The organism is Lederbergia galactosidilytica, assembly GCF_017873565.1.
Lineage (GTDB): Bacteria > Bacillota > Bacilli > Bacillales > Bacillaceae_C > Lederbergia > Lederbergia galactosidilytica.
The window spans coordinates 85,540-110,348 of the sequence record NZ_JAGGKH010000011.1 but is presented as its reverse complement, the minus strand read 5'-3'; the positions used below and the strand labels follow the sequence as shown (position 1 = coordinate 110,348).

At 36.3% G+C, this 24,809-nt stretch carries 20 protein-coding genes and 1 pseudogene; 17 read left to right on the top strand and 4 right to left on the bottom strand.

Annotated elements, in window-relative coordinates; translation table 11 throughout:
• Positions 1–49: 49 nt before the first annotated feature.
• The 3 genes from clpB to J2Z23_RS22620 all read left to right on the top strand — a co-directional run bounded on the left by clpB (position 50) and on the right by J2Z23_RS22620 (position 4,377).
• Positions 50–2,662 (top strand): ATP-dependent chaperone ClpB, encoded by a 2,613-nt coding sequence (clpB, locus tag J2Z23_RS12940; protein WP_064468691.1) that lies wholly within the window; start codon positions 50–52, stop codon positions 2,660–2,662.
• 222 nt (positions 2,663–2,884) lie between these two features.
• Positions 2,885–4,048, top strand: a complete 1,164-nt coding sequence (locus tag J2Z23_RS12935) for an RNA-guided endonuclease InsQ/TnpB family protein (protein ID WP_064468708.1) — start codon at positions 2,885–2,887, stop codon at positions 4,046–4,048.
• A 197-nt stretch (positions 4,049–4,245) separates the two neighbouring features.
• Positions 4,246–4,377, top strand: a complete 132-nt coding sequence (locus J2Z23_RS22620) for a hypothetical protein (RefSeq protein ID WP_274380136.1) — start codon at positions 4,246–4,248, stop codon at positions 4,375–4,377.
• A gap of 326 nt (positions 4,378–4,703) precedes the next feature.
• Here the strand turns inward: J2Z23_RS22620 and J2Z23_RS12930 are convergent, their stop codons facing one another.
• Complete coding sequence (locus J2Z23_RS12930; protein ID WP_238482760.1) at positions 4,704–4,880, bottom strand: DUF2929 family protein; 177 nt, start codon at positions 4,878–4,880, stop codon at positions 4,704–4,706.
• 222 nt (positions 4,881–5,102) lie between these two features.
• On the opposite strand from J2Z23_RS12930, the gene J2Z23_RS12925 reads away from it, so the two are divergent.
• The 3 genes from J2Z23_RS12925 (at position 5,103) to fabF (ending at position 8,383) form a co-directional block, all read left to right on the top strand.
• Positions 5,103–5,669, top strand: coding sequence for a hypothetical protein (locus tag J2Z23_RS12925; RefSeq protein ID WP_057982959.1), 567 nt, complete (start codon positions 5,103–5,105; stop codon positions 5,667–5,669).
• A 276-nt stretch (positions 5,670–5,945) separates the two neighbouring features.
• Entirely contained in the window at positions 5,946–6,878 is a 933-nt protein-coding gene (locus J2Z23_RS12920; RefSeq protein WP_057982956.1) for a beta-ketoacyl-ACP synthase III, read from the top strand.
• A gap of 269 nt (positions 6,879–7,147) precedes the next feature.
• On the top strand, positions 7,148–8,383 hold the full coding sequence (fabF, locus tag J2Z23_RS12915) for a beta-ketoacyl-ACP synthase II (RefSeq protein ID WP_057982954.1): 1,236 nt from the start codon (positions 7,148–7,150) through the stop codon (positions 8,381–8,383).
• Between the two features lie 136 nt (positions 8,384–8,519).
• On the opposite strand, the pseudogene J2Z23_RS12910 reads toward fabF, so the two are convergent.
• Positions 8,520–8,808: pseudogene (locus J2Z23_RS12910) on the bottom strand (transposase); the annotation flags it as partial.
• A gap of 486 nt (positions 8,809–9,294) precedes the next feature.
• On the opposite strand from J2Z23_RS12910, the gene J2Z23_RS12905 reads away from it, so the two are divergent.
• The 3 genes from J2Z23_RS12905 (at position 9,295) to J2Z23_RS12895 (ending at position 11,287) form a co-directional block, all read left to right on the top strand.
• Complete coding sequence (locus tag J2Z23_RS12905) at positions 9,295–10,074, top strand: DUF2268 domain-containing putative Zn-dependent protease (protein ID WP_057982235.1); 780 nt, start codon at positions 9,295–9,297, stop codon at positions 10,072–10,074.
• A gap of 176 nt (positions 10,075–10,250) precedes the next feature.
• Positions 10,251–10,481 (top strand): YuzI family membrane protein, encoded by a 231-nt coding sequence (locus J2Z23_RS12900; protein ID WP_057982238.1) that lies wholly within the window; start codon positions 10,251–10,253, stop codon positions 10,479–10,481.
• Between the two features lie 56 nt (positions 10,482–10,537).
• Complete coding sequence (locus tag J2Z23_RS12895) at positions 10,538–11,287, top strand: YjbA family protein (RefSeq protein ID WP_057982241.1); 750 nt, start codon at positions 10,538–10,540, stop codon at positions 11,285–11,287.
• A 571-nt stretch (positions 11,288–11,858) separates the two neighbouring features.
• Here J2Z23_RS12895 and trpS read toward each other — a convergent pair.
• Positions 11,859–12,848 carry a tryptophan--tRNA ligase gene (gene trpS / locus J2Z23_RS12890; protein ID WP_057982243.1) on the bottom strand — a complete coding sequence of 330 codons (990 nt, stop codon included), beginning with the start codon at positions 12,846–12,848 and terminating at the stop codon, positions 11,859–11,861.
• Between the two features lie 320 nt (positions 12,849–13,168).
• Here trpS and J2Z23_RS12885 point away from each other — a divergent pair, with 320 nt between their 5' ends.
• The 8 genes from J2Z23_RS12885 (at position 13,169) to pepF (ending at position 22,238) form a co-directional block, all read left to right on the top strand.
• Positions 13,169–14,356 carry a putative glycoside hydrolase gene (locus J2Z23_RS12885; protein ID WP_209974186.1) on the top strand — a complete coding sequence of 396 codons (1,188 nt, stop codon included), beginning with the start codon at positions 13,169–13,171 and terminating at the stop codon, positions 14,354–14,356.
• A 408-nt stretch (positions 14,357–14,764) separates the two neighbouring features.
• Positions 14,765–15,160: a transcriptional regulator SpxA gene (gene spxA / locus J2Z23_RS12880; RefSeq protein WP_057995636.1), complete on the top strand. Its 396-nt coding sequence runs from the start codon at positions 14,765–14,767 to the stop codon at positions 15,158–15,160.
• A gap of 374 nt (positions 15,161–15,534) precedes the next feature.
• Positions 15,535–16,194: an adaptor protein MecA gene (mecA, locus tag J2Z23_RS12875; protein WP_057982247.1), complete on the top strand. Its 660-nt coding sequence runs from the start codon at positions 15,535–15,537 to the stop codon at positions 16,192–16,194.
• A gap of 379 nt (positions 16,195–16,573) precedes the next feature.
• A complete protein-coding gene (istA, locus tag J2Z23_RS12870; RefSeq protein ID WP_238456210.1) occupies positions 16,574–17,620 on the top strand; it encodes an IS21 family transposase in 1,047 nt (348 codons plus the stop codon).
• Positions 17,621–17,691: 71 nt separating this feature from the next.
• Positions 17,692–18,027: a hypothetical protein gene (locus J2Z23_RS22310; RefSeq protein ID WP_238482754.1), complete on the top strand. Its 336-nt coding sequence runs from the start codon at positions 17,692–17,694 to the stop codon at positions 18,025–18,027.
• 1 nt (position 18,028) lies between these two features.
• Positions 18,029–18,751: an IS21-like element helper ATPase IstB gene (istB, locus tag J2Z23_RS12865; protein ID WP_057982249.1), complete on the top strand. Its 723-nt coding sequence runs from the start codon at positions 18,029–18,031 to the stop codon at positions 18,749–18,751.
• 224 nt (positions 18,752–18,975) lie between these two features.
• Positions 18,976–20,169 carry a competence protein CoiA gene (locus J2Z23_RS12860; RefSeq protein ID WP_057982251.1) on the top strand — a complete coding sequence of 398 codons (1,194 nt, stop codon included), beginning with the start codon at positions 18,976–18,978 and terminating at the stop codon, positions 20,167–20,169.
• A gap of 248 nt (positions 20,170–20,417) precedes the next feature.
• A complete protein-coding gene (gene pepF, locus J2Z23_RS12855) occupies positions 20,418–22,238 on the top strand; it encodes an oligoendopeptidase F (RefSeq protein WP_057982252.1) in 1,821 nt (606 codons plus the stop codon).
• A gap of 244 nt (positions 22,239–22,482) precedes the next feature.
• Here the strand turns inward: pepF and J2Z23_RS12850 are convergent, their stop codons facing one another.
• Positions 22,483–24,705 carry an MMPL family transporter gene (locus tag J2Z23_RS12850; RefSeq protein WP_057982254.1) on the bottom strand — a complete coding sequence of 741 codons (2,223 nt, stop codon included), beginning with the start codon at positions 24,703–24,705 and terminating at the stop codon, positions 22,483–22,485.
• Positions 24,706–24,809 lie beyond the last annotated feature (104 nt).

The window sequence follows — 24,809 nt, the reverse complement described above, 5'->3', positions numbered from 1 at the left end:
CCTTTCTTTTTCATCATAATAAATGTATTAAATGATAGGATGTGATTTGATGGATCTAAGCAATATGACGATGACGATGCAAGAAGGATTTGTTGAAGCTCAACAAAAGGCTATGAAAGAAAATCATCCTGAAGTGGATGTGGTTCATCTATGGTATGCCTTATTGGAGAAAAATGATAGTTTACTTGCTCGGTTATATGAACATTTGGGTTTAGGAAAAAGTGAAATCCAGCAACAAATTGATCAATTCATTGCGGCAAAACCCGAAGTGACAGGGGAAGGGATACAGGGAGGACAGTATCTTAGTTCGGATTTACAGAATTTGTTACGGGTAGCAGAAAAAGTGAAAGAAAAAATGAAAGATGAGTATATATCTGTTGAGCACATTGCCGTAGCCTCAATGGATTTACCTAACAATGAATTATCAAAATATTTAGCTTTAAAAGGAATCACGGAAAAAAATTTAAAAAATGAAATTGACCGGATCAGAGGAGGACAGCATGTGACTTCGCAAAATCCTGAGGCGACATATGAAGTATTAAAAAAATATGGAAGGGACCTTGTGGCTGAAGTAAAGACAGGGAAACTCGACCCTGTCATTGGTCGTGACCAAGAGATACGAAATGTCATACGCATCTTATCGCGAAAAACAAAGAATAACCCCGTTTTAATTGGGGAACCTGGTGTTGGGAAAACAGCGATTGTAGAAGGACTAGCGCAAAGAATTGTAAGGAAAGATGTACCAGAAGGGCTAAAGGATAAAACAATTTTTTCCCTTGATTTAGGTTCTTTAATTGCAGGGGCTAAATTTCGAGGAGAATTTGAAGAACGCTTAAAAGCTGTCTTACAGGAAGTGAAAAAGAGCGAAGGGAAAATTCTCCTATTTATTGACGAAATTCATACAATTGTAGGGGCCGGAAAAGCAGAAGGTGCCATGGACGCCGGTAATATGTTGAAACCTATGTTGGCCCGGGGAGAATTACATTGCATTGGTGCGACCACTTTAGATGAATATCGGCTACACATTGAAAAAGATGCAGCTTTAGAGCGGCGTTTTCAAAAGGTTTTAGTCACTGAGCCTACAGCAGAAGATACAATTTCAATATTACGAGGACTTAAAGAACGATTTGAAATTCACCATGGGGTTAATATTCATGACAGAGCTCTAGTGGCAGCAACCACTTTGTCTGATCGTTATATCACCGATCGATTCCTCCCAGATAAAGCGATCGATCTAGTAGATGAAGCATGTGCTAATATCCGCGTAGAAATTGATTCAATGCCGACAGAACTTGATGAAGTAACAAGAAGAGTAATGCAATTGGAAATTGAAGAAGCCGCACTACGAAAAGAAGATGATGAGGCAAGTAAAGAGCGCCTGGAGATCCTGCAGAAAGAACTAGCAGATCTTAAAGAAAAAGCAGATGAAATGAAGGCAAAATGGCAAGCAGAGAAAGATGAAATTTTACAACTTCAGGGAAAAAGAGAAGAATTAGAGACATTTCGCAGGGAGTTAGAAGACGCTGAAAATCAGTATGATCTCAATCGTGCGGCAGAGCTTCGACATGGAAAGATTCCTGCCATTGAAAAGGAATTGAAAGCAATGGAAGAGAGGGTCATTGCTCATCAAGCAGATGAAAATCGGCTTGTTAAGGAAGAAGTAACAGAGGATGAGATCGCTGAAATTGTATCACGTTGGACAGGGATTCCCATCATGAAATTAGTTGAAGGGGAAAGGGAAAAATTATTAAAATTAGAGTCTATTTTGCATAAACGTGTGATTGGACAGGATGATGCCGTTGAGCTCGTGAGTAATGCAGTCTTACGGGCAAGAGCAGGGATTAAGGATCCCAATCGACCAATTGGTTCGTTTATTTTCCTAGGACCAACAGGTGTAGGGAAAACGGAATTGGCTAAAGCTCTTGCAGAAACTTTGTTTGACAGTGAAGAACATATGATTCGTATCGATATGTCAGAATACATGGAAAAACATGCTGTATCGCGCTTAATCGGAGCACCACCCGGTTATGTTGGCTATGAGGAGGGCGGACAACTAACAGAAGCAGTTCGCAGAAAGCCTTATTCTGTTATATTATTAGATGAAATTGAGAAAGCTCATCCTGAAGTATTTAATATTCTGTTACAGATGCTCGATGATGGACGGATTACTGACTCTCAAGGAAGAAGAATTGATTTTAAAAATACAGTTATTATTATGACTTCTAATATCGGATCGGCCCACCTTTTGGAACGCGACAACGATCAAGAAGAGATTGATGAAAAAACAAAAGAGCTTGTATTGGGACAACTGCGTACAGCGTTCCGCCCAGAATTTCTCAATAGAATAGATGATATTATTTTATTCAAACCACTTACAATCAGTAATATTGTAGGGATTGTAGGTAAATTAACGAATGAATTGCAGCGACGTTTAAATGAACAAAATATCCAATTAGAAATGACGGATGATGCAAAACGTTTTATCGCAGAAGCAGCATATGATCCAATCTATGGGGCTCGTCCACTAAAAAGATATTTGCAAAGTCATATTGAAACGAAACTTGCAAAAGAAATTATCGCTGGAAATGTTCATCCTTTTTCTACTTTAAAGATCGATGTACAAAATGGCCAAATAACTATAATGAACTTAAATAATAGCTAAGCAGATGAAAGGTTCGTATCAATATTCTTTATCATTCTGACAAGCGTGGACCACGACTTTAAAATTTAGCGTACTTTCGAAAGAAGTCTCCCTCTTCAATCGTGTGAAGGGCGAAGCCCAACGATAAGGGGGAGATGAATGTCGGTTGGCGCAAGTCAGAGAAAGGGCCTTCATTTATGGAACGAATGTTCTATAATAGAGTTAGATATAGCGGAGGAAGTGATGGCCGTGTTGGTCAATCAAAAATATGAGCTTTTCCCAACAGAAAAACAAAAAGAAACGTTCGACCGTTGGCTCCAATACTGCCGTCAAACTTACAACTCTGCCCTTTTGGATAAAGAGCGCCGTTATAAACAAAACAAGAAAAATTACAACCGTTATGACATGCAAAAACAATTAACAGTGGATAAAAAGAACTATCCCATTCTAAAAGAAATGCCTTCCCAGCCCCTGCAAGAAGTATTTGTGCGATTACAAAAAGCCTTTGATAATTTTTTTCGCAAAGACGCTAGATACCCAAAACAGAAAAAATATAAAGAGTATACGAGTATGACGTTCCCTCAATTTGGATTCAACAAGAAAGGGAACCGAATGGCGATGTCCTTTTCCGGCAATGGCAAATTATACAATACAAGGTTAGGAGAAATAGATATCCTGCTTCATCGACCACTAAAGGCGCCAATCAAGCAACTGATGATCAAACGTCAAGGGAATAGGTGGTATGCTATTTTCTGTGTCGAAGGACAAGCACTGCCAACTACTTTAGATATCCATAACGCAATCGGTATTGACGTTGGAATCAATCAATATGCCGTTCTTTCGAATGGACTAGCACATGAAAATCCAAGATTTCTTCGTAAAAAAGAAAGGCAATTAAAGAAAACGCGGCGAAGGCTTTCCAAAAAGAAAAAGGGCTCAGCGAACGATATCAAGCAGGTACAACGAGTTCGTCAACTACATGAGAAAGTGGGGAACCAACGCAGAGATTTTCTTCATAAACTAAGCTACAACTTGAGTAAGGACTATTCGGTGATTGCCGTGGAAAATCTACATATACGAAACATGATTCGGAACAGAAAGTTAGCAAAATCTATTTCGGACGCAGGTTGGGGCATGTTTCGAAACATGCTTGCCTACAAATGCGAAAGAAATGGCGGGATCCTGATCAAAGTAGAACCAAAATTCACTTCACAAGATTGCTCCCATTGTGGCAATCGAGTGAAAAAGTCCCTTTCGATTCGTACGCATATTTGCCCAAAATGCGGAACGATACTTGATCGTGACCATAATGCTAGTCGAAACATCTTACAAAAAGGATTAGATGAGTTACTTACCATAAACGGAATAACTATAACTGTAGGGCAAGGTTGTGTCCGAACAGTATAATCTACGCCTGTGGAGACTGTGTAAGACATATTGGTACATCCCCATTATGCGACGGTTCATGAAACAGGAAGCCCCTTCTTCAAACAACCCGAAAGGGTGTTAAGGAGGGGTCATTCACTAAGTTATCTACAAGTCAAAAAAATTATCGAATCATCAGTTCTAAAAACAAGCCGAGTGGCAAAGGGTTCACTGCCTTAGTGAAAAAGAGAGATCTAGCTTTATTATGGCATACTGAATTGAAAGTGATTTGGTATGCCAATTTTATTGAGAAATTATTAATTTTAAATGAACGATCTAGGAGAATGTCCCCATTTATATATCAGGTGTAAAAATATTATTGAAGTTTGACGATTACCGAAAAATAAAGCAATTACATTTCCCCAGCGGAGAAATAAGAGTTTATGGTGAAGGACTTTATGAAAGAGCAAAACAATTTTTCCGAAAGAAAAGTCATTTAAAGATGCCTTAAGTTGATTCACGACAAAAGACCAGTTTTTCAAAGTGCTTAGCAATGGTATTAAAAAGCAAAACAAAAACGCTGATTATAATACCAGCGTTTTTCACTATAATTTCTAATCCATTTGTTACCGAAAGAGAAGTATTCATAAATTTAAATGCCCAATACTCAGTTACTTTTAGTAGTAAAGTAAATTTATTAACGTTCGTCAGTAGCGGGCGGTGGTGTAATTGATACAGATCCGATCAAAGAAACCAAAATAAAGATTATCACACCAAAGATGGAAGCAGTTCCGACATTAAATGCAGTACTGGTCATAGATGAAATAACATAGCACAAGACCTGTCCAAGAATGAAGGCCCATACAAAGGTCATTACGAATTTCATATTAAATCCTCCGAAAATATCTATTTTATTAAAAAAGTCTAATGATTACTGAATACTGTAATCATATCATATGAATTAAAAATTATAAAGTGAAAGTTGCCTGAGAAGGCTCGTTCTTACTTTAATTTGCTGGATTATTCTTGTAAGGATAAAAAAAGGAAACAGATGCATAGTCTAATAATAACATTAAAAAACAAGGGGATGAAGAAAATGAAATCTGCCATTGTTTTAGGGGCTCGACAACAATTTGGTTTTAAGATTTGTGAAGAGTTATTGGAAGATGATTACCTAGTGTTTGCGAAGGATTTCATTCAATGGCAAACGAATGAACAGAAGGAAAATTGGCTATATATCGGAAGAAATGCTCATTTAAATTATACCGATTTAGAAAAGGCTGAAAATATTTATGAAGAAAAGAGTTCATTGGTCATTATTCCATTAGTGGATTTTTATACGCGTGAGGAAACGAAAGCACATGACTTACTAATTTCTATTTTAAAGGATCAAAGTTTTACTCCAATTCAAACACCTTTGGTACTCATTCAACCATACAGTATGCAGCGTTCCTATTCGACATTTTCACAAGCAATTGAGAAACTAAAGGAAGAGAGAATGAAAATGGGTGGAGAAGTGTTAGAATATCATCTCCCGATGAAAAGTGAAGGTATTTATTTTCGACTTAACGATCATTATGAATGGATCAAAAATACTGAGAGAGAAGAAATCGCAACTGTGATTTATCATTTGGGAGAGAAAATTAATATAGATAGTTGTTAATCGAGATGTCTTAAAGGAGAATTAATAGACTATTTATTTTTTGCTTCTATTTTATAATAGTTAATTTTAGTCAAAAAAGAGGGAAACCTGTGTAAATGACGAAAAATTATAGTTAGGTAAAGCTCGAATAGCTAGGAGGCTATAGGAAAGGCAGGCAAGAATAAGAAAATCCCACAAAAAATTAAGGCAATTTACAAGAAAAATGTATAATGCTATACTTAGTACCAAGTCCTAATATATGATAATAATGTCGATTTTAGAAAGAGGGGTCACAGCATGGGTGCTGGAGTAATTGGAATTGGTAAATATGTTCCTGAAAAAGTCTTAACAAATAGAGATTTAGAGCAAATGGTGGATACGTCTGATGAATGGATCCGTACTCGTACAGGGATCGAAGAGAGAAGGATCGCTTCAGATGATATGAACACTTCTGATATGGCATATGAAGCTGCAAAAGAAGCTTTGGATGATGCGGGGGTAACACCAGAAGAGATTGATTTGGTTATGGTCGCAACGGTAACACCAGATCAACCCTTTCCGACTGTATCCTGTATTCTACAGGACAGACTAGGATGTAAAAACGCAGCGGCGATGGACCTAAGCGCTGCATGTGCAGGATTCATGTATGGTATGATTACAGCTAAGCAATTTATTGAAACAGGTGCATATAAAAATATATTAGTAGTAGGTGCGGAGAAGTTATCAAAAATTACAGATTGGAATGACCGGAATACGGCTGTATTATTTGGTGATGGTGCAGGTGCAGTGGTTTTAGGCCCTGTCTCAGCCGATAAGGGAATTCTCTCATTCGAACTAGGTTCTGATGGATCTGGTGGAAAATATTTGTATCAAGATCAATATATCATGATGAATGGGCGAGAAGTTTTTAAGTTCGCAGTCCGTAAAATGGGAGATGCCTCTGTCAATGTGATCGAAAAAGCAGGACTTACGAAAGATGATGTTGATTTCTTAATTCCTCATCAAGCCAATATTCGCATTATGGAATCATCTAGGGAACGCTTAGAATTACCAGAAGAAAAGATGTCAAAAACCATTCATAAATATGGCAATACCTCTTCTGCTTCTATTCCATTATCTTTGTATGACGAATTAAGATCTGGAAAAATTAAAGATGGTGATATCGTCGTCATGGTTGGCTTTGGTGGTGGGCTCACTTGGGGTGCTATCGCCATGAAATGGGGAAAGTAGTAAGGAGAGCGAAGGCGCCTGTACAGTGACGCACGAATTATTTAATGAGGATGAACGATTAAAGACAAGTCGTCCTCGCCAACGTCTTATTGGCCTAAGATAAAGGAAACATCATAAGCTGAAAAGCGAGTAGATGTTGACTTATCGTAGGAAACAGTCGTAAAATGGCTAATCGCTAGCGCTTTACAAATGGAATATACAAGTGTTAATAAGTTGAATTTAAATAAAATAAGAAATTACTTCTTTTTATATTAAAGGAGCTGGAAAAAGTGAAAAGAAGAGTTGTAGTAACTGGAATAGGTGCTGTTTCTCCTGTAGGAAACGATGCAAAAACAGCATGGGAAAATGTTATTGCTGGACAATCTGGTGTAGGTTCATTAACAAGACTGGATCCAGAGCAGTTTTCTGCGAAAGTAGCTGCAGAAATAAAGGATTTCGATATAGAAAAATATATCGAAAGAAAAGAAGCACGTAAAATGGATCGATTCACTCATTACGCATTAGCGTCAGCCATGATGGCAGTAGAAGATGCCCAATTAAAGATTGATGAAACAAATGCTGATCGAGTAGGAGTTTGGATCGGGTCTGGTATTGGAGGAATGGAAACATTCGAAAAACAGTTTGAAACATTCCAAAAAAGAGGCTATCGACGTGTGAGTCCATTTTTTGTACCGATGATGATTCCCGATATGGCGACTGGACAAGTATCCATATATCTTGGTGCAAAAGGAGTTAATTCATGCACAGTAACCGCTTGTGCCACAGGAACAAACTCTATTGGTGATGCATTTAAGGTGATTCAAAGAGGGGATGCCGATGCAATGATTGCTGGTGGTGCAGAAGCACCAATAACTCAGATGTCATATGCTGGGTTTTGCGCAAATACGGCCTTAACGACAAACCCTGATCCAAACACAGCAAGTAGACCATTTGATTTAAATCGTGATGGTTTTGTCATTGGAGAAGGTGCTGGAATTGTGATCCTAGAAGAGTTAGAACAAGCTCTGAAACGCGGCGCGAAAATTTATGCAGAAGTTGTAGGCTATGGATCAACTGGTGATGCCTATCATATTACTGCACCTGCACCTGGTGGTGAAGGTGGAGCAAGAGCTATGCAAATGGCGATTCAAGATGGTGGACTAAGACCAGAGGATGTACAGTATATTAATGCCCATGGGACAAGTACTGCTTATAATGATAAGTATGAAACGATGGCTGTAAAGACGGTTTTTGGTGATCATGCTCGTCAATTAGCGATTAGCTCAACTAAATCAATGACCGGTCATCTCTTAGGAGCGGCAGGTGGGGTAGAGGCTATTTTCACAGTAATGGCGATTAAAGAAGGGATTCTCCCACCAACAATAAATTATGAAACACCTGATCCTGATTGTGATTTAGATTATGTACCAAATGAATCTCGGAGAGCTGAAATTACGGCTGCTATTAGTAATTCTCTCGGTTTTGGCGGACATAATGCTACTCTAGCCTTTAAAAAATACGAATAAATTAGCGACCGACCCCTTAGGGTCGCTTCAGACTGTAGACAAAAGGGTTGGAAATCAAAATGATTTCCAACCCTTTTGCTATTCATACAGGATCATTCTATGAAAAAGACCATAAATGCTTTCCTTATGGTTTCTATTACGCCATGGTTGGCGTTTTCCATGTCCAGCTGGCCAGCTTCTTAAGATGTAAGGCAGCAAAAGTCAGCATCGCCTGCATGGACATTTTTTTAAGCCCCCTAAGGGTTGTCCATCGCATGCTTTTCTTTTGCATCGGCAAAGACACGCTCAATCGTCTCTTTACGCTACCCGTCTAATTCTTTGATTTCATGATTGTGACGCAAGTCCTCAACTACATCCAAGTAATCTTGCCAGATCTAACGTTGAATCATCTTTTGGTGATTCTTACTCTCTGTGCATTGGCTGATCACTAATGGATAGATAAAGGAGAAATCAATAGCCGCATCCAGTTTGCGCACCAGATGGTCTTGAGGAACCAACTGCTCTATTGTCAGCATTTCCAGCTGTTCGCGTTCATTAATTTGATTTTTCGTCACCATATCCATCACCTCATTCAGTTAATAGGAAACACCGTTGATTGGAGCGGAGAGCGGCGACTCCAGCGGGAACAGCGCGAGCTGAAGACCCTGGACTGAGCGCAGCGAGGGAAGCGGCTGAAGCCGTGCCCGTGGAAAGCGTCCGCTCGCAGCGGAAATCAACCTTTCTAGCTTTATCTCTATTCTAAAAGAAAAAAGACTGTAGACAAACACCAAAATTCATGGTGTTTGTCTACAGTCTGAAGCGACCCCCTTAGGGTCGCTTTTTTATTCACCCTTATTATCAAATTTAATAACATATAATGAGTACGGTAGTATTGTTGAGTTGGATTTAAAGGGGGAGTAAACATTGGGGTAATGGAGACAGATCAATGGGGTGAGAAACATTTTGAACAACCATGGAAGATGGTTAAGTTAGCGAGGCCTGAAATTAAAGATGAACATGATTTTTATCATTACTTATTAAGATTTGGAATGTATCAGCCATCGTCAAGAAGCTTACACTTATTTAACCAGCTTAAACAAGAAAAGGTTTGGGACCGCGTAGAGATAATTTATCAAAAATACAAGAAAAAATGGGGAGGACCTACTGTAAATATTTACTTATTTCCAATTAATCAAGAGAATCAATTTTTTATGAGGCAACTACAAGGACGTGCGGGCTTATCCTTTTCGGATACTATTTTTCTATTTATTTCCACTGGGTTAAGTGATGAACAAATAGAATCATTGTTTGTTCATGAGTATCATCATGCAGCAAGAATGACAAAATATAAAAAGCAGACAAATGAATATACTTTACTAGATTCAGTTTTGTTTGAGGGATTGGCTGAAACAGCAGTATTAAATAGTTGTGGAAAAAAATATACTGCATTTTGGACTGAGATTTTTTCAGAAGACAAATTAAAAGGAATGCTGGAAAAATTCTATTCACCAGCATTTCATATTAAGCGGAATGATCCTAAGCATGATTACTTATTATTCGGAGGGAGAAAGGGAATCCCTAATATGATGGGATATGCAATTGGTTATGAAATGGCTAGAGGATATATACGAAATAATAAAATCACTATGAATGAAACATTTTCGATACCCTCTGATCAGTTGCTAGAAAACAACACTTTTCTATCTTCTTAGGCATACCACCTTTTTAATTGCATATATATAAATTGGGACAAGTTCGCAAATAGTATTAGCATTTAATTCTATGAATTACTTTAAATCTTACCCCCGGCATAATCTATAAAGGCTCTAAAGATAGTGAGTTTGCCTTTATATATATGATGTAAAAAATAAATGGGAAGTGCCAATTAATGATATTTCGAGTCATACTATTTCTAACGGGATTTTGTCTAGCTGTGTCAGGTGGAGTTAGTTTAATTGGCTATTTAAATTTGATGACTATGGGTAATAGCTGGATTGATTATATAAGCTTTGTGGTAAAACGTCCAGAAAGTTATTTACTACCTTTAGGTGTTTTCTTGATAACATCCGCCTTCCTCAATACGGTTAGAAAAATGGATGATTCATTTCCAAAGGAATAAATTTACTCCCACCTGCCTATACTGATTGACAAATAGTAATGAAGTGAGGGATTAAAATGCTATATCTTCATGATGTATGGGTGAATTGGTTCGAGGGGGAAGAGAACGGGTATAATGTTTGCCATTTTCATGAATGGAGGAGAGGGGAAGACGTGATCGAGCTTTTAGATCAAGTGCCTTTGTTGCTAGTAGATACCACTCTCTTTCATTATATAGAAAACAATATGGCGGAACTTCCACAACAATTAATGAACGATGTTTACAAAAAAGCATATTTAAGAAAAAATCATGAACGAGTACAATTAGAAAATTGCTTTGTTGTGACTGATGGTAAGGGGATTATTGCTGTCGATACTGTTGGTTATAATATTCCACTCAGAAAAAGCAGACTTATACCTCGTCAAGAACAACTTGTTTATGAAATGACTGCACAAACAAAAAAAGTACAGTATAAGTGGAGAGAAAATGAAGAGAGGAAGGAACATCATATCTTAGCACCAGACCCTAAGCTAATGTATGGTTTGACAAGAAAAGAGCGACAATTAAAGCATCTTATGTTTATGGCTCTTGACCAGCTTTATGCCTCAAAAAACACCTCGGAAATAAGATATTGGTACACTGAGTGGGCCCCACATCGATATCATGAGATCCAAAGCATGTTGTTTGAGGAGGTTTGGGAGTGCCTATATGAAGAAACAAAAATTGGTTGGTCTAGCAAACATCTTAAGCTATGTGAAAATATGATTAAGGGACAACCATTTTTTGAAAAGCTCTGGGAAATGGAATCTGATTCAAAAGTAAATTAAAAAAGGAAAGGCAATAGCATCTGTTCAGCGATATGTAAATATAAAGGCTACTTAGTTATTAAGGAAACAAGCAATGGACGAGCCGATGTTGACTTATCGTAGGAGGGTGATCGCAAATTTGCTAGTCGCTAGGTGCTTGAACAGGACAAAGAAAGGCAAAGCAGCGGTGAAGTCGTTATGCTACATAATTTGGACAGACCAAAACACACCGTTCTAGTACTGCTCTGCTGACGTCGTAACGCTGTGCTAACTCATATCTTGTAGGTTTGAAGCTCAGAACGAAAATGAAATAAGTTTGACAGCTGATAAGGGGCAATAAGCAAATAACCTGAACCAATGAAAGCAAAGGAACTTCTTTCATTGGATCAGGTTATTTTGACCTTTACAATAGGTTAAGCTTAAAGGGTGAACGAATATTGGATTTTTTTAGGCAAATTGTAAGTTCATTATCACATGAATAGGTAAATAAAATCAGGCGACTGTCTATGAGGTCTTACTAAAAAGTGAACATATGAAGAACTTAAATCATAAAGTATGTTTCATAGAACAGCGCCTTATAATTTAAAAAATATTACCTTCTTTTTCTGCCTAAGCCCATTGCATTTTCCATTTTTTTAACCATTTTATTTGCTTTTGCTGCAGCTTTCACTGCACCTTCATCTAAAATATCATCTAACTCTTTTGAATCCACTAATTGATAGAAACGCTCTTGAATAGGAGTAATATAATTTAATACAACCTCGGCTAAGTCGGTTTTAAAATCTCCATATCCTTTTCCAACATACATTTCTTCAAGTTCTTTTATACTTTTATTTCCAAGAATCGAATAAATAGAAAGTAAATTGGATACACCTGGTTTATTTGTTTGATCAAATTGAACGATTCCCTCAGAATCAGTAACAGCACTTTTAATTTTCTTTTCAATTTGCTTTGGTTCATCTAACATGGTAATAAATGCACGTTGATTTTCATCTGATTTACTCATCTTTTTAGTAGGATCTTGTAGGGACATAACGCGTGCCCCAACTTTCGGGATTCTTACTTCTGGAATGGTAAATATGTCATTATAACGGTTGTTAAATCGCTCAGCTAAATCTCTAGTTAGCTCTAAATGTTGTTTTTGATCTTCCCCAACAGGTACTAAATCTGCGCCATATAATAAAATATCAGCAGCCATTAAAGGGGGATACGTTAGTAGACCAGCTGAGACAGCATCTTTACCATCAGATTTATCTTTGAATTGAGTCATTCTCTCTAATTCACCAATATAGGATATACATTGTAACATCCAAGCCGCTTGAGCGTGAGCAGGTACTTCGGATTGTACAAATAGAGTAGCTTTTTGAGGATCTAAACCAGCAGCGATATATAAGGCAGCCAGAGATCGAATATTTTTTCTTAATTTTAATCGATCTTGAGGAACTGTAATGGCATGTTGGTCTACTACACAAAAATAACAATCATAATCTTCTTGAAGCTCAATAAATTGTCTAATTGCGCCAATATAATTACCAAGAGTAATGACGCCACTCGGTTGAATACCCGAGAAAATTGTTTTCATCTAGAAATCCTCCTTAAGCAACTAGCCCCTTCATAATAAGGGGAACTGATTCTCCAAATTAAAAAAATGTTTTACCTTAAACCAATAGAGGTATAAAGGAACCATAATAATCATTATTACCTCATTATACCTGCTCATAGAGGCACAATCAAGCAAGGTACAAAGAACCAAACTAGAGCAGAAAATGGATGAAATAGGAAAAGTTATTTAATTAAGGTAAAAATATTGTTAGAATGAAAAAGGACATAAATAACCAAGAAAATATAAATATAGACATTTTTTTAAGGGAGAGATTTTTAGTGAATTGGAAAAAGGGTTCAATGATTGTGGCAATCATGGCTGTATTATTTTGCATGGCTTCCATAACAGTGGCCGCTGAAACGCAATTATCAATGCAGCCTTTAAAGGTAAGAGAATTGTCAGTGGCTGGTAAAACACTTCCAAATGTAATGCCGCGCTTTGTATATGATTCGGGGAGAGATTTTAAATATCCAGATGCTGTGAGGGGTATTTATGTTACTGGTCATACAGCTGGAGGAACCCGTTTTGACCAGTTGGTTGATATGGTTGATTCAACGGATCTTAACGCAATGGTAATTGACATAAAAGACGATTGGGGAGATATTACATATAAATTGCCAAAGGATTCTCCGTATGCAAACATCTCTCAAGATTATATAAAAGATCCCCAAAAAATGATGGATACATTAGAGGAAAAACAAATTTATCCAATCGCCAGAATTGTAGTGTTCAAAGATTCCAAACTTTCAAAAGCTAAGCCTGAGCTATCTTTTAAAGATGGAAACGAGGTATGGGCAAATGGAAGGAAAGAATCTTTTGTTAACCCCTTTATGAAAGAGGTTTGGGATTATAATGTTAATATTGCAATTGAAGCAGCAAAATTAGGATTCCAAGAAATTCAATTTGATTATGTTCGTTTCCCAGAAGGATTTGAAAATAGAGATGAATCGTTAACATATAGTATGGGCGAATATGCCGATATGGATGGAGATAATATCCAGAAAAGGGTTCATGCAGTAACAGATTTTGTGGCCTATGCAAAAGAAAAATTGGCACCATATAATGTAAAAGTATCAGTGGATATATTTGGTTATACGGCTACACTTCCTGAGGCACCAGGAATTGGCCAAAACTTTAATAAGATATCTGAAAACGTAGATGTTATTTCTTCGATGATTTATCCAAGTCATTGGACTTCTTATTTTGGGATAGCCAAGCCAGATTTAGAACCTTATAAACTTGTTAAAGAGTATGCAAAAGTTGAAAATGCAAAACTTGGGGAACTTGAAAACGCCCCTATCTCGCGCCCATGGCTTCAAGATTTCACTGCTTCTTATTTAGGATCGGGTAATTACCAAGTTTACGGTAAAAAGCAAGTGGAGGACCAAATAAGAGGGCTTTATGATGAAGGGATTAACGAATTTTTATTATGGAATGCAGCGAATACTTATACAGAAAATGTCAATTATAAAGTTGGCAAGAAGTAGAAGCCCATTTTACTTCATAATTTATGGAGCCCAATATTCTTGGTCTCCATAAATTAGTTTTCTTAAATGAACTTGGTATTATTAGTGAAAATATTTTCACATGCAGTATGAAGTAGTTGATTTTGGGAATAGTAAAAGGGAAATTCTTGTTTAAAATAAATCTATAAGGGGTAATGAATGAATATAGGAACAAATTGTAACAGCTATGTGTTTTTTATGTAACAGATAGGAAAATGCTCAAAAGAACCTATTCATTATGCTAAGTTTGGTGTATAATACATATGTAAGGTTGTTTTATTTATGAATAAAACAATAAAAGTTACTTACATATAACTGGTCACAATATGTAGTAATTCATTCAATAGATGAAGCAAGAATTTTAATTCTAATCAGGAGTGTGGTTCTATTATGGTAACGTTGTACACTTCACCTAGCTGCACATCATGCAGAAAAGCAAGAAATTGGCTTGAACAGCAAAATATTTCTTACAATGAGAGAAATATTTTTTCAGATCCTCTTACATTAGATGAAATAAAAGAAATTTTACGAATGACAGAGGATGGGACAGATGAAATTATTTCAACTAGATCAAAGATTTTCCAAAAGTTAAATGTTGATTTAGAATCATTGCCCCTACAACAATTATTTGAATTGATTCAAAAAAATCCTGGGCTTTTAAGACGTCCCATTATTTTGGATGAGAAACGATTACAGGTTGGATACAATGAAGATGAAATCAGACGCTTCCTGCCTCGTAAGGTTCGAACTTATCAGCTTCGTGAAGCGCAAAAAATGGTTAATTAATCTTATTAATACATGTATTGTTTGAAAAGGCTAAACCTATTATCGTGTTTCGAATAATGGGCTGGCCTTTTTTCATACTTATAAATTCACAATCTAATCATAAAGAAGTTATTCATCAAGTCATATGCTGGGTAAAATTTCGAAAATTACCTTGATTTTCTCTCATATGTTAGATAAAATAAGCAAAATATGGGGTAAAGTATAGGCATTAGAGGATTTTAAACTTTAAGATAGCTTTTGTTTCCATTTATCAGCTACTTATCATAAAATAGAAGTACATGGAGAATAATATACACTCATTCTTTCTGAGGTTAAGAATCTCCGATACGGGATCGTGATCCCTTCACCAACTATTATAGAAGGGAGTGTTGATTTTGGAGATTGAACGCATCAATGAAAACACAGTCAAGTTGTATATCTCTTATATGGATATAGAAGAACGTGGCTTTGACCGTGAAGAAATTTGGTACAATCGGGAACGAAGTGAAGAATTATTTTGGGAGATGATGGAAGAAATTCATGAAGAAGATGAATTTCTTAATGAAGGGCCGCTTTGGATCCAGATCCAAGCTCTTGATAAAGGGCTTGAAGTAATCGTCACAAAAGCCCAATTGTCTAAAGATGGACAAAAATTAGAACTTCCGATTCCTGATGAGAAACATAGTGAGATACCGGTTGATCATGCGATTGAAGATTTGCTCGATCAAAATTTTCAAGTGAATCATTATGGAAAATCAAAAAATGAATATGAATTCATCTTTGAATTCAAGGATTTTGAAGATCTCCTATCCCTTTCAAAAAATAAGAACTTAGATGAACAAATTCAAACACAGTTGTTTTCATGGGAAAATGTCTATTATTTACATGTTCATTTCCCAGAAGAATTATATGATGAAATAAAAATAGACAATGCACTAAGTATACTTCTTGAATATGGACAGGAAAGTCACATAACGGTTCATCGTTTGATTGAATATGGTAAAATCATTATTGGTGAAAATGTATTCTCCACTCTTAATCAATATTTCGAATAAATCTGCCGGTTCCTTATGAGGAATCGGTTTTTTTTGCGGCTGTAGCTTATCTTTAACCTCAGCATTGTTGTACGGAAGATAATTTTTTAACATAGTAAAGTCCCCAATCGCATACATCGGATTTCCGTTTAGGCATTGTATTTTGGAGCTCACTTAAAAAGTAATTTGCTCCAATACTATTTCTTGTAGGGTATTGGGAGGAAGGGGCTATAGAATAAATCTACCGAGATTACTCTTCAACTGTTTAGTGCAAAATAAAAGTTAAGAGAATTGCAACCAAAATGTTAGAAGGTTGCACAAAAATAAAAGGCTTGCCAGCCCTCTCAAAATACCCTACCGTTATTGGTGTCGAATCAACTAATGGTGGGAGAGTGAAAGGATGCTAGCAATGCCTGAAATCAATCATATCAAAAAATTAAGGAATATAAAATCCCTATCAATCAATGAAATTTCAAAGCGAACTGGTTTTAGTTGGGTAACTGTTAAAAAGTACGCAGATGGCGATCAACTACCTACTGAAAAGATCATCGAGAAAAAAGGAATGATGTATGAAGAAGAATGGGGAGAAATTGTAATGGACTGGCTTGTCGAAGATTATGCGCTAAAAAAGAAAGCCAGAAGGAACAACAAAAATATCTTTGAAGGATTACAGAAATTAGGATTTCCTGGTTCTTATCGAACCGTTTGTGATTTCATTAAGAAAGAATGGAAAGAAAAAGTGTTAGACGAATCGGATGAAATGAAAGAGGAATATGAGAGATTGACCCATCCTCCTGCCGAAGCTCAAATTGACTTTGGCATTACCGAAGCAATTGAAGATGGGAAAGCAAAAGACATCCATGCATTAGTTATGAGTTTTCCATATAGTAACGCAGGGTTTGCAGTTCCTTTGCCTGCAGAAAATCAGGAGTGCTTTTTAGAAGGTCTTAAAATGCTTTTTAATCAAACGGGGTTTGTTCCAAGAAACCTTCGCCTGGATAACCTTTCGGCAGCAGTAGTAAAGGCACGGGGGCGTGGTCAGGAAACTGTTTTCAATGAAGAATTTCTACGTTTCGCGAACCATTATGGGTTTGAGGCGCAAGCCTGTAATGCGAGAAAAGGAAATGAAAAAGGACATGTGGAAAACAAAGTAGGATATGTTCGTTATAATTTCTTCACTCCTTCCCCTGTCATCAGAGATATAACGCACTTACGTGCTTTATTATTTGATCAATGTAAAAAAGATCATCAACGACTTCATTATAAGAAGGATATCGTTATTGCAGATTTGTTTGAAGAAGAAAAGAAATATGGGTTAGCTTTACCTGAGTCTGATTATCCGGTATTTAAACAGTCTATGGTAACCGCTAATAAATATGGTGAAGTAAGAATTGATGGAGTATTGGTCCATGTCCCTAAAAGTTATCATTACGGTAAGTTACTATGATTTTATATTGGGATCACTACAAGGTTGTCTCACATAACGGAGAGATACTTTCCACGGGTCCTAGACAGTATATGAATCAAACCAGGGAAATTCCGTGGCAATCCATCCTAAAAAACTGGAAACAGAAGCCGCGATCCATTGTATATTCTCGCTATTTCCCATACCTACCTGGCAGAATTGCTTATTACTTGAATATCGAATCAATGAAATTAAGAAAAGAGCGTGTAGAGTGGTTATTGAGCTTGATAGTAAATCATGATATGCAAGAAATAGATGAAAAATTCTATGAGTTACTACCAAATGAAAATCAATTTGATTCAAGTTCAGATGATTCTACGAACCATCCTTACGATGTGGATTGGAGTATTTATGATTCCCTCCAGCCTACTGTGAAGGCAGGTGTTTAACGTGTCTGATGTGATTAGGGAGAAATGTAAATTACTCCGTTTAGCATATGTTGCAGACCTGTATGAGAAGGTTCCTTTCGAGAATCCGGAACAATATTTGATGGATTTATTACAACAAGAAATAGAGTTAAGGGAAATCGCAAAAGGAGAACGTTTAATTAAAAAAGCGAAGTTTATGAATGAAAAGGAATTACAGGATTATCAATGGGGCGACCATATTCACTTCCCATCAAATCTCGACAGAGATGGCCTTGAATCCCTTTCCTTTATCAAGAGAAAAGAGAATGTAATTTTATCAGGGGCACCAGGAACAGGAAAGTCGCATCTAGCAACAGCATTAGGTCGAAAAGCTTGTAGAAACGGATATGAGGTCCGTTTCTACAGAGTAGCTGATTTAATAGAGTTATTGGAAAAGTCGTGGGTGGAAGGTCGATATCAAGCTCTACGTAATCGATTTAATAAAGTTGATATGATCATTCTTGATGAAATGGGATATGTGCCATTTAGTAAGGATGGGGCTGAGTTACTATTTCAGTTGATTTCCGACTGGTATGAACAGAAAAGCCTTATTATTACGTCAAATCTAGAATTTAGTCAGTGGAATAAAATATTTGTAGACGCACGCCTAACCGCTGCCTTGGTGGATCGAGTCATACATCACGCTCATATTTTAAGTTTTACTGGTGACAGTTACCGTGTGAAACACGCTTTATCGAATAGCTAATTACTAAGAACATAAGGGCTGGCAAAGTTCTAAACTTCTCGCTGCATTCTTCTAAACTTTTTGCTTGCAAAATACATCAACTTAAGGTTAAAAACAATAGATGAGCCGTTGAGGGTGTTATACTCATCTTATCTCTAGCAATTATATGCTTTATTGCTTTATCGATTTATTTAAAGGATTATAACAGTTTATAGCGAATTAGGTAAGATAAAGGAGTGAAAAAATTGTTAACTGCATTAAATGATGAAGGAAAACTTATATCATTGGTGAACGTTCCAAAAAATTTAGCGAAACAAAAACTTTCCTCACATTATTATTGTCCAGTATGTCATGAGCATTTAATCCTAAAAGTAGGGAAAATCCGTATCCCTCACTTTGCCCACAAGCAATTTGCTAAATGCTCCAATTCTACGACGGAACCCGAAAGTCCCAGACATTTACTCGGAAAAAAACATTTGTATCACCATTATCAGAGAAATGGATTTGATGTTTATTTAGAATATTATCTTCCTGAAATCCAACAAAGGCCTGATCTTTTAGTTAAAAAGGGCAATCATCTTTATGCGATTGAATATCAATGCTCTCCATTACCTAGACAGCGTTTAATGGAAAGAAACGCAGGTTATCGAAAACTTAATATTCTCCCTATATGGATACTTGGTACTAAACCTTATAAAAAAAGGAAAAACAAGATCTTTGAGTTATCAGATTTCCAATTCTCTCTGTGCACATATACTTCTAAAGCTGGACTTACACTTCTGAGTTATTTACCAGAGAAGCAGACTTTTTTACAACTCTCAAAAATGACCTCCTTACCATCCACTAAGTTAATAGGATTATTACAAGAAATTCCACTAGAAAAAAAGTTTCCCCCTGTTCATGACCTGCCCTTTGATTTTCAAACTTGGTTAAATGAAAAAAGAACATGGATACAATATAAAGTATATTATGGAAATCTTCATAATGATTTATTTTTAAAAGAAGTGTATACGACTGGACATAATCCATTTCTGTTACCAGAAATTTGTGGTCTCCCCCTACCTCATGCACATCTCATCTATGACTCTCCAATTGTTTGGCAATTTTATATATATCTAGATTGCTTGCAAGAAATACCAATCGGGCAAAAACTTTCCTTGAAATGGGTAAATCAAAGAATTTTACAACGTATAAATAATGGTATGATTACAATTCGAGAATTTCCGCTAGATTTTAATAATCAATATACGTGGAAAGTACCTATTTCTGAATATTTTTCTCTGCTCACATCATTAGAATATTTATCGAAAATAGGAGAAGACTTATTTATGATTGAAAAAAAAGTAAAAATCCCCAAAAATACAGAAGAGGCCTTGATTAGGGAAAATGCATTATTCCGAAGAGATATTTTACATAGCCTTTATTCAAACAATCATTAAAGTTGCAGGGATTTGTATAAAATAGGTAGAATAGATAATATTGTAGGATTTTTCTAAGTTAAGCAATTATAAAATTGGCTAGTGTAAGAGTCTAGCCTTGATGCCGATTCGGAGAGGCTACATAACCTTAGTCCGTTGGGAATGTGCCAAAATGGCGTGCCTTACGTTGATCCGAACATCACAGTAAAACATTTATGTTTTACTTTGCTTACCGAAGATTTTTAGAATGAAACTAGAGGAGGATGGTTATGTCAAAAGAAACTAAGATAAAATCATTACCAAAACGGTCCGAAATTGCGAAGGAAATGACCTGGCGTTTAGAGGATATTTTCCCCACAGATGAGGCTTGGGAAAAAGAGTATGAAGAGATTAAAGAACAAGTTAAACAGGCAGGACAGTATAAGGGGACTATAGGAGAAAGTGCTAGTCAACTAAATCAAGTTTTGCAATTTCAATCGCAAGTATTTGAACGATTAGGAAAATTATATACATATGCTCATATGCGCTATGATCAAGATACAGGGAATTCACATTATCAAGGATTAAATTCGCGAGCTGAGAGTTTATATTCCATTGTAGCAAGTGAATTTTCCTATGTTGTTCCAGAAATTTTAGCGATGGATGAAAGCAAAATTGCTCAATTTATTGAAGAAAACACTGATTTACAAGTATATCGTCATGCTTTAGAGGAAATTAATCTTCAACGTGGGCATGTTTTATCAGCAGAACAGGAAGCCATGTTGGCTCAGGCTTCTGAAGCTTTAGGTTCTGCGAGTACAACATTTGGTATGCTGAATAATGCCGATTTAGAATTTCCAGTGATAAAAGATGAAAATGGGGAAGATGTCCAAATTTCTCATGGAAATTATATTCGTTTCTTGGAAAGTCAGGATCGAAAAGTCAGGGAAACAGCCTTTAAAAAGGTGTATGAAACGTATGGCCAATTTAAAAATACGTTTGCCAGCACATTGAATGGAACAGTAAAGAAAGATAACTTCTTTGCTAAAATTCGTAATTACGGTTCTGCACGAGAATCGGCATTAGCAGGAAACAATATTCCTGAGAGTGTTTATGATAATCTTGTCAATACTATTAATAAAAATTTACATTTACTACATCGCTATGTGAAATTACGTAAGAAAATTATGAAGGTGGATCAACTTCATATGTATGATTTGTATACTCCACTAGTGAAGGAAGTCAAAATGGAAGTAAAGTATGACGAGGCAAAGGATATTGTTATTGAGGCCCTTGCACCATTAGGTAGTGAATATACAAACATATTGAAAGAAGGATTTGAAAATAGATGGGTAGATGTAATCGAGAATAAAGGGAAACGAAGTGGCGCATATTCGTCAGGTGCTTACGGTACCAATCCATATATTCTTATGAATTGGCAAGACAATGTGAATAATCTCTTCACACTTGCTCATGAATTTGGTCATAGTGTGCATAGTTATTACACCCGTAAAAACCAACCATATCCATATGGGAATTATTCGATTTTTGTGGCGGAAGTAGCTTCCACAACAAATGAATCAATTCTTAATGAATATATGATTAAAAATGCTAAGGATAAGCAGGAACAATTATATTTATTGAATCATTATCTTGAAGGTTTCCGTGGGACGGTTTTCCGCCAAACAATGTTCGCGGAATTCGAGCATCTAATCCATCAAAAGGATCAAAATGGAGAAGCGTTAACGGCTGATTTATTAACGAAAGAATATTATGAACTAAATAAAAAGTATTTTGGGGAAGAGGATATTCATATTGATGAAGAAATTGGTCTAGAATGGTCAAGAATACCTCATTTTTATTATAATTACTATGTATATCAATATGCGACGGGATTTAGTGCAGCTGCTGCGTTGTCTAAGCAAATCTTGGAAGAAGGAGAACCAGCTGTTGAACGCTACCTAGCATTTTTACAAGCAGGAAGCTCAGACTATCCTATTGAAGTTTTGAAAAAAGCTGGTGTGGATATGACTTCGACAGAACCAATTGAAGCTGCTTGTCAAATTTTTGAAGAAAAATTAAATGAAATGGAAGCCTTGCTTTCAGAATAAGAAAAAAGAGCGTAACTTTTTATCATTTTGATAGGAAGTTCGCTCTTTTTTTAAAGTATAAAATTACTCAATTGTTTCAAACGGCAGTGAGACAGCTGGTGAGCGAAGCGCAATTACCTGATCCACGAAAAGACAAACAGCTTCTTTCTATGGATCAAGTTAAACTGCCTATGTTTTTTCTCGATTATATCTTCCTAACCAGGTGAAGGAGCGGTTAATTTATAATTGAGGAGCTATAACTTACTTATATGAGTTCCTTTTCCTTTTCATCTTTTAGTTTCCACAGTTTTCCCGGCCAAAAAGCATATCTCCCTAATACAGTCGTAATGGCGGGAACTAATAAAGGCCGGATAATAAATGTGTCCATTAGTATTCCGATCGCAGTTACTGTACCAAAGTGAACAAGTACTTGCATTGGCATAACAGCTAAGACAGCAAAGGTACCAGCTAGAATCAATCCTGCGGAACTAATGACACTACCTGTTTCGCTAACACCTTCTGCAATCGCTTGTTTTAGAGGCAAGCGTTTTTTGCGTTTATTCCATATATTAGCGACTAGAAAAATATTATAATCTTCTCCCAATGCAACTAAGAAAACAAATGAATAAAGAGGTATTAATCCTTGGATAGCAGGAACATTGAAGCCATAATGGAGTAAAATCCAGCCTATTCCAAGGGCAGCTAGATAGGATAGACCGACCGTCACTAATAAATAAATCGTAGCAATAATTGACCTGAAATAAACTAACAGTAAAATTCCAATAATCAATAGAACTGCAGGTATGATGATCGATTGATCTCGATTTGTAATCTGTTTTGTATCATATAATGTAGCTGTTTCTCCACCGATCCACAGATTTTCTCCAGCATTGACGATACCAGCCTCTTGCAGACTTGAATTTACAACAGTATGAATATCCTCAATTTTTTCAACTGCTTCTGGTGAATATGGGTCCATAGTGAAGGAGACTTCATATAATTGGTAATTTTTATCTTTTCCCTGTTCAGGATCAGATACATTATCAATAAACGTTAAATCTTGCAAAGCTTTTTGTAGAGAAATCTCTTCTCCATTTGTATTGACAATCACCTGTGTAGGGGCCACTTCTCCAGGTGGATAATGGTCTGAAATAATAGAGAATCCTTCTCTTGAAGGCATATCTTTTGGAAAGGAATCTAAAAGTCCATAAGTAAATTGAATTTTTGGTACAAACGAAATGAAAACCCCTAAGATAACTAAACAACTTATAATAATTGTCCATGGCTTGGTAGTGACAAATTTACCTAAAGCCATACTGAATGCATTTTTTTCTTTTTGCCTGCGTATTTTCTTACCTTTCTTAGCTTCAAGCTTTTGGATCATTGCTTCTGTTCTCGGAATAAAAGGGAAGAATGCAACTCTACCTAACAGAGTAAGGAAGGCTGGTAATAAAGTTAAAGCCGTTATCCCCATAATTAAAATGGATAAACTAAATGGAATTGCAAATCGATCATAAGAAGCATAATAAGCTAGAGTAAGAGTGAGTAAGCCCAAAACGGTTGTAATTGAGCTCATCATAATCGCACTACCAGTATTTTCTATAGCTTTTTGCATTGCCTTATATCGGTCAGGTTCATGTCTTAATTCATCACGATATCTTGAAATAAGAAATAGGCAATAATCTGTACCAGCACCAAATAGTAAAACTGTCATAATCGATATCGTTTGTTGATCTACTTCTATCCACCCATTTTTTGCTAGGAGTCCCAAAAGAGGACTGATAAATCCATAAGCAAAACCAACAGTGATCAGAGGGATAATCGCAAGTAAAGGGGAGCGGTAAAGAATGATTAATAAAAGCAAAACAATTGCTACAGTGGCCACTAATAAAGTAAAATCCGCATTACTAAATAATGATACTGCATCAGTTTGAATGCCAACAGGACCAGAAATTCGAACATGTAATCCATCTTTATCTAAATCATCATCTAATATCGCATGATTGAGAGATTGATCAATTTGTTCTTTTAACTCATCTATTCCTTTTTGAAGTTCTTTTGTGGAAGCAGCTGAATCAAAGAATACAGGTGTTGTTAAAGCAGCTTGATCTTCTGAAGCTGATTGTGCTAATGCTTGTGCCGGAGCTTTATATATAGGCGGTACAAAGGATTGTTTATTTACAGGATGTTCATCTAAATCCTTAAATAGTCTTTGAATATTTTCAAAATCAGTTTCGTTTAACCCGTTTTTCTGATACCAGACGAGAAGTAATGGTGTGCCTGTTTCATTGGGAAATTGTTCTTTCGCTAATTCCGCAGCCTTAAGGGAAGCTGCATGATCAGGTAATAATTGATTTGAATTTGTTTTTTGGCTATTAATTTGTGGCCAAGCAACGGAGAGGATACCTAGTAATACAAACCAAATGACCATCGTGATCCAACGACTTTTCATCCCAGAGACAAAGTCTCCCCAACTCCACTTCTTCATGTTCATCAATCCTTTAGATTATTTGTTCTATTGTTCATAATATAATTATATATACTGGTTAGTCAATTTAAAATTTTTGATTAGTTTCCTTTATAATTCAATAA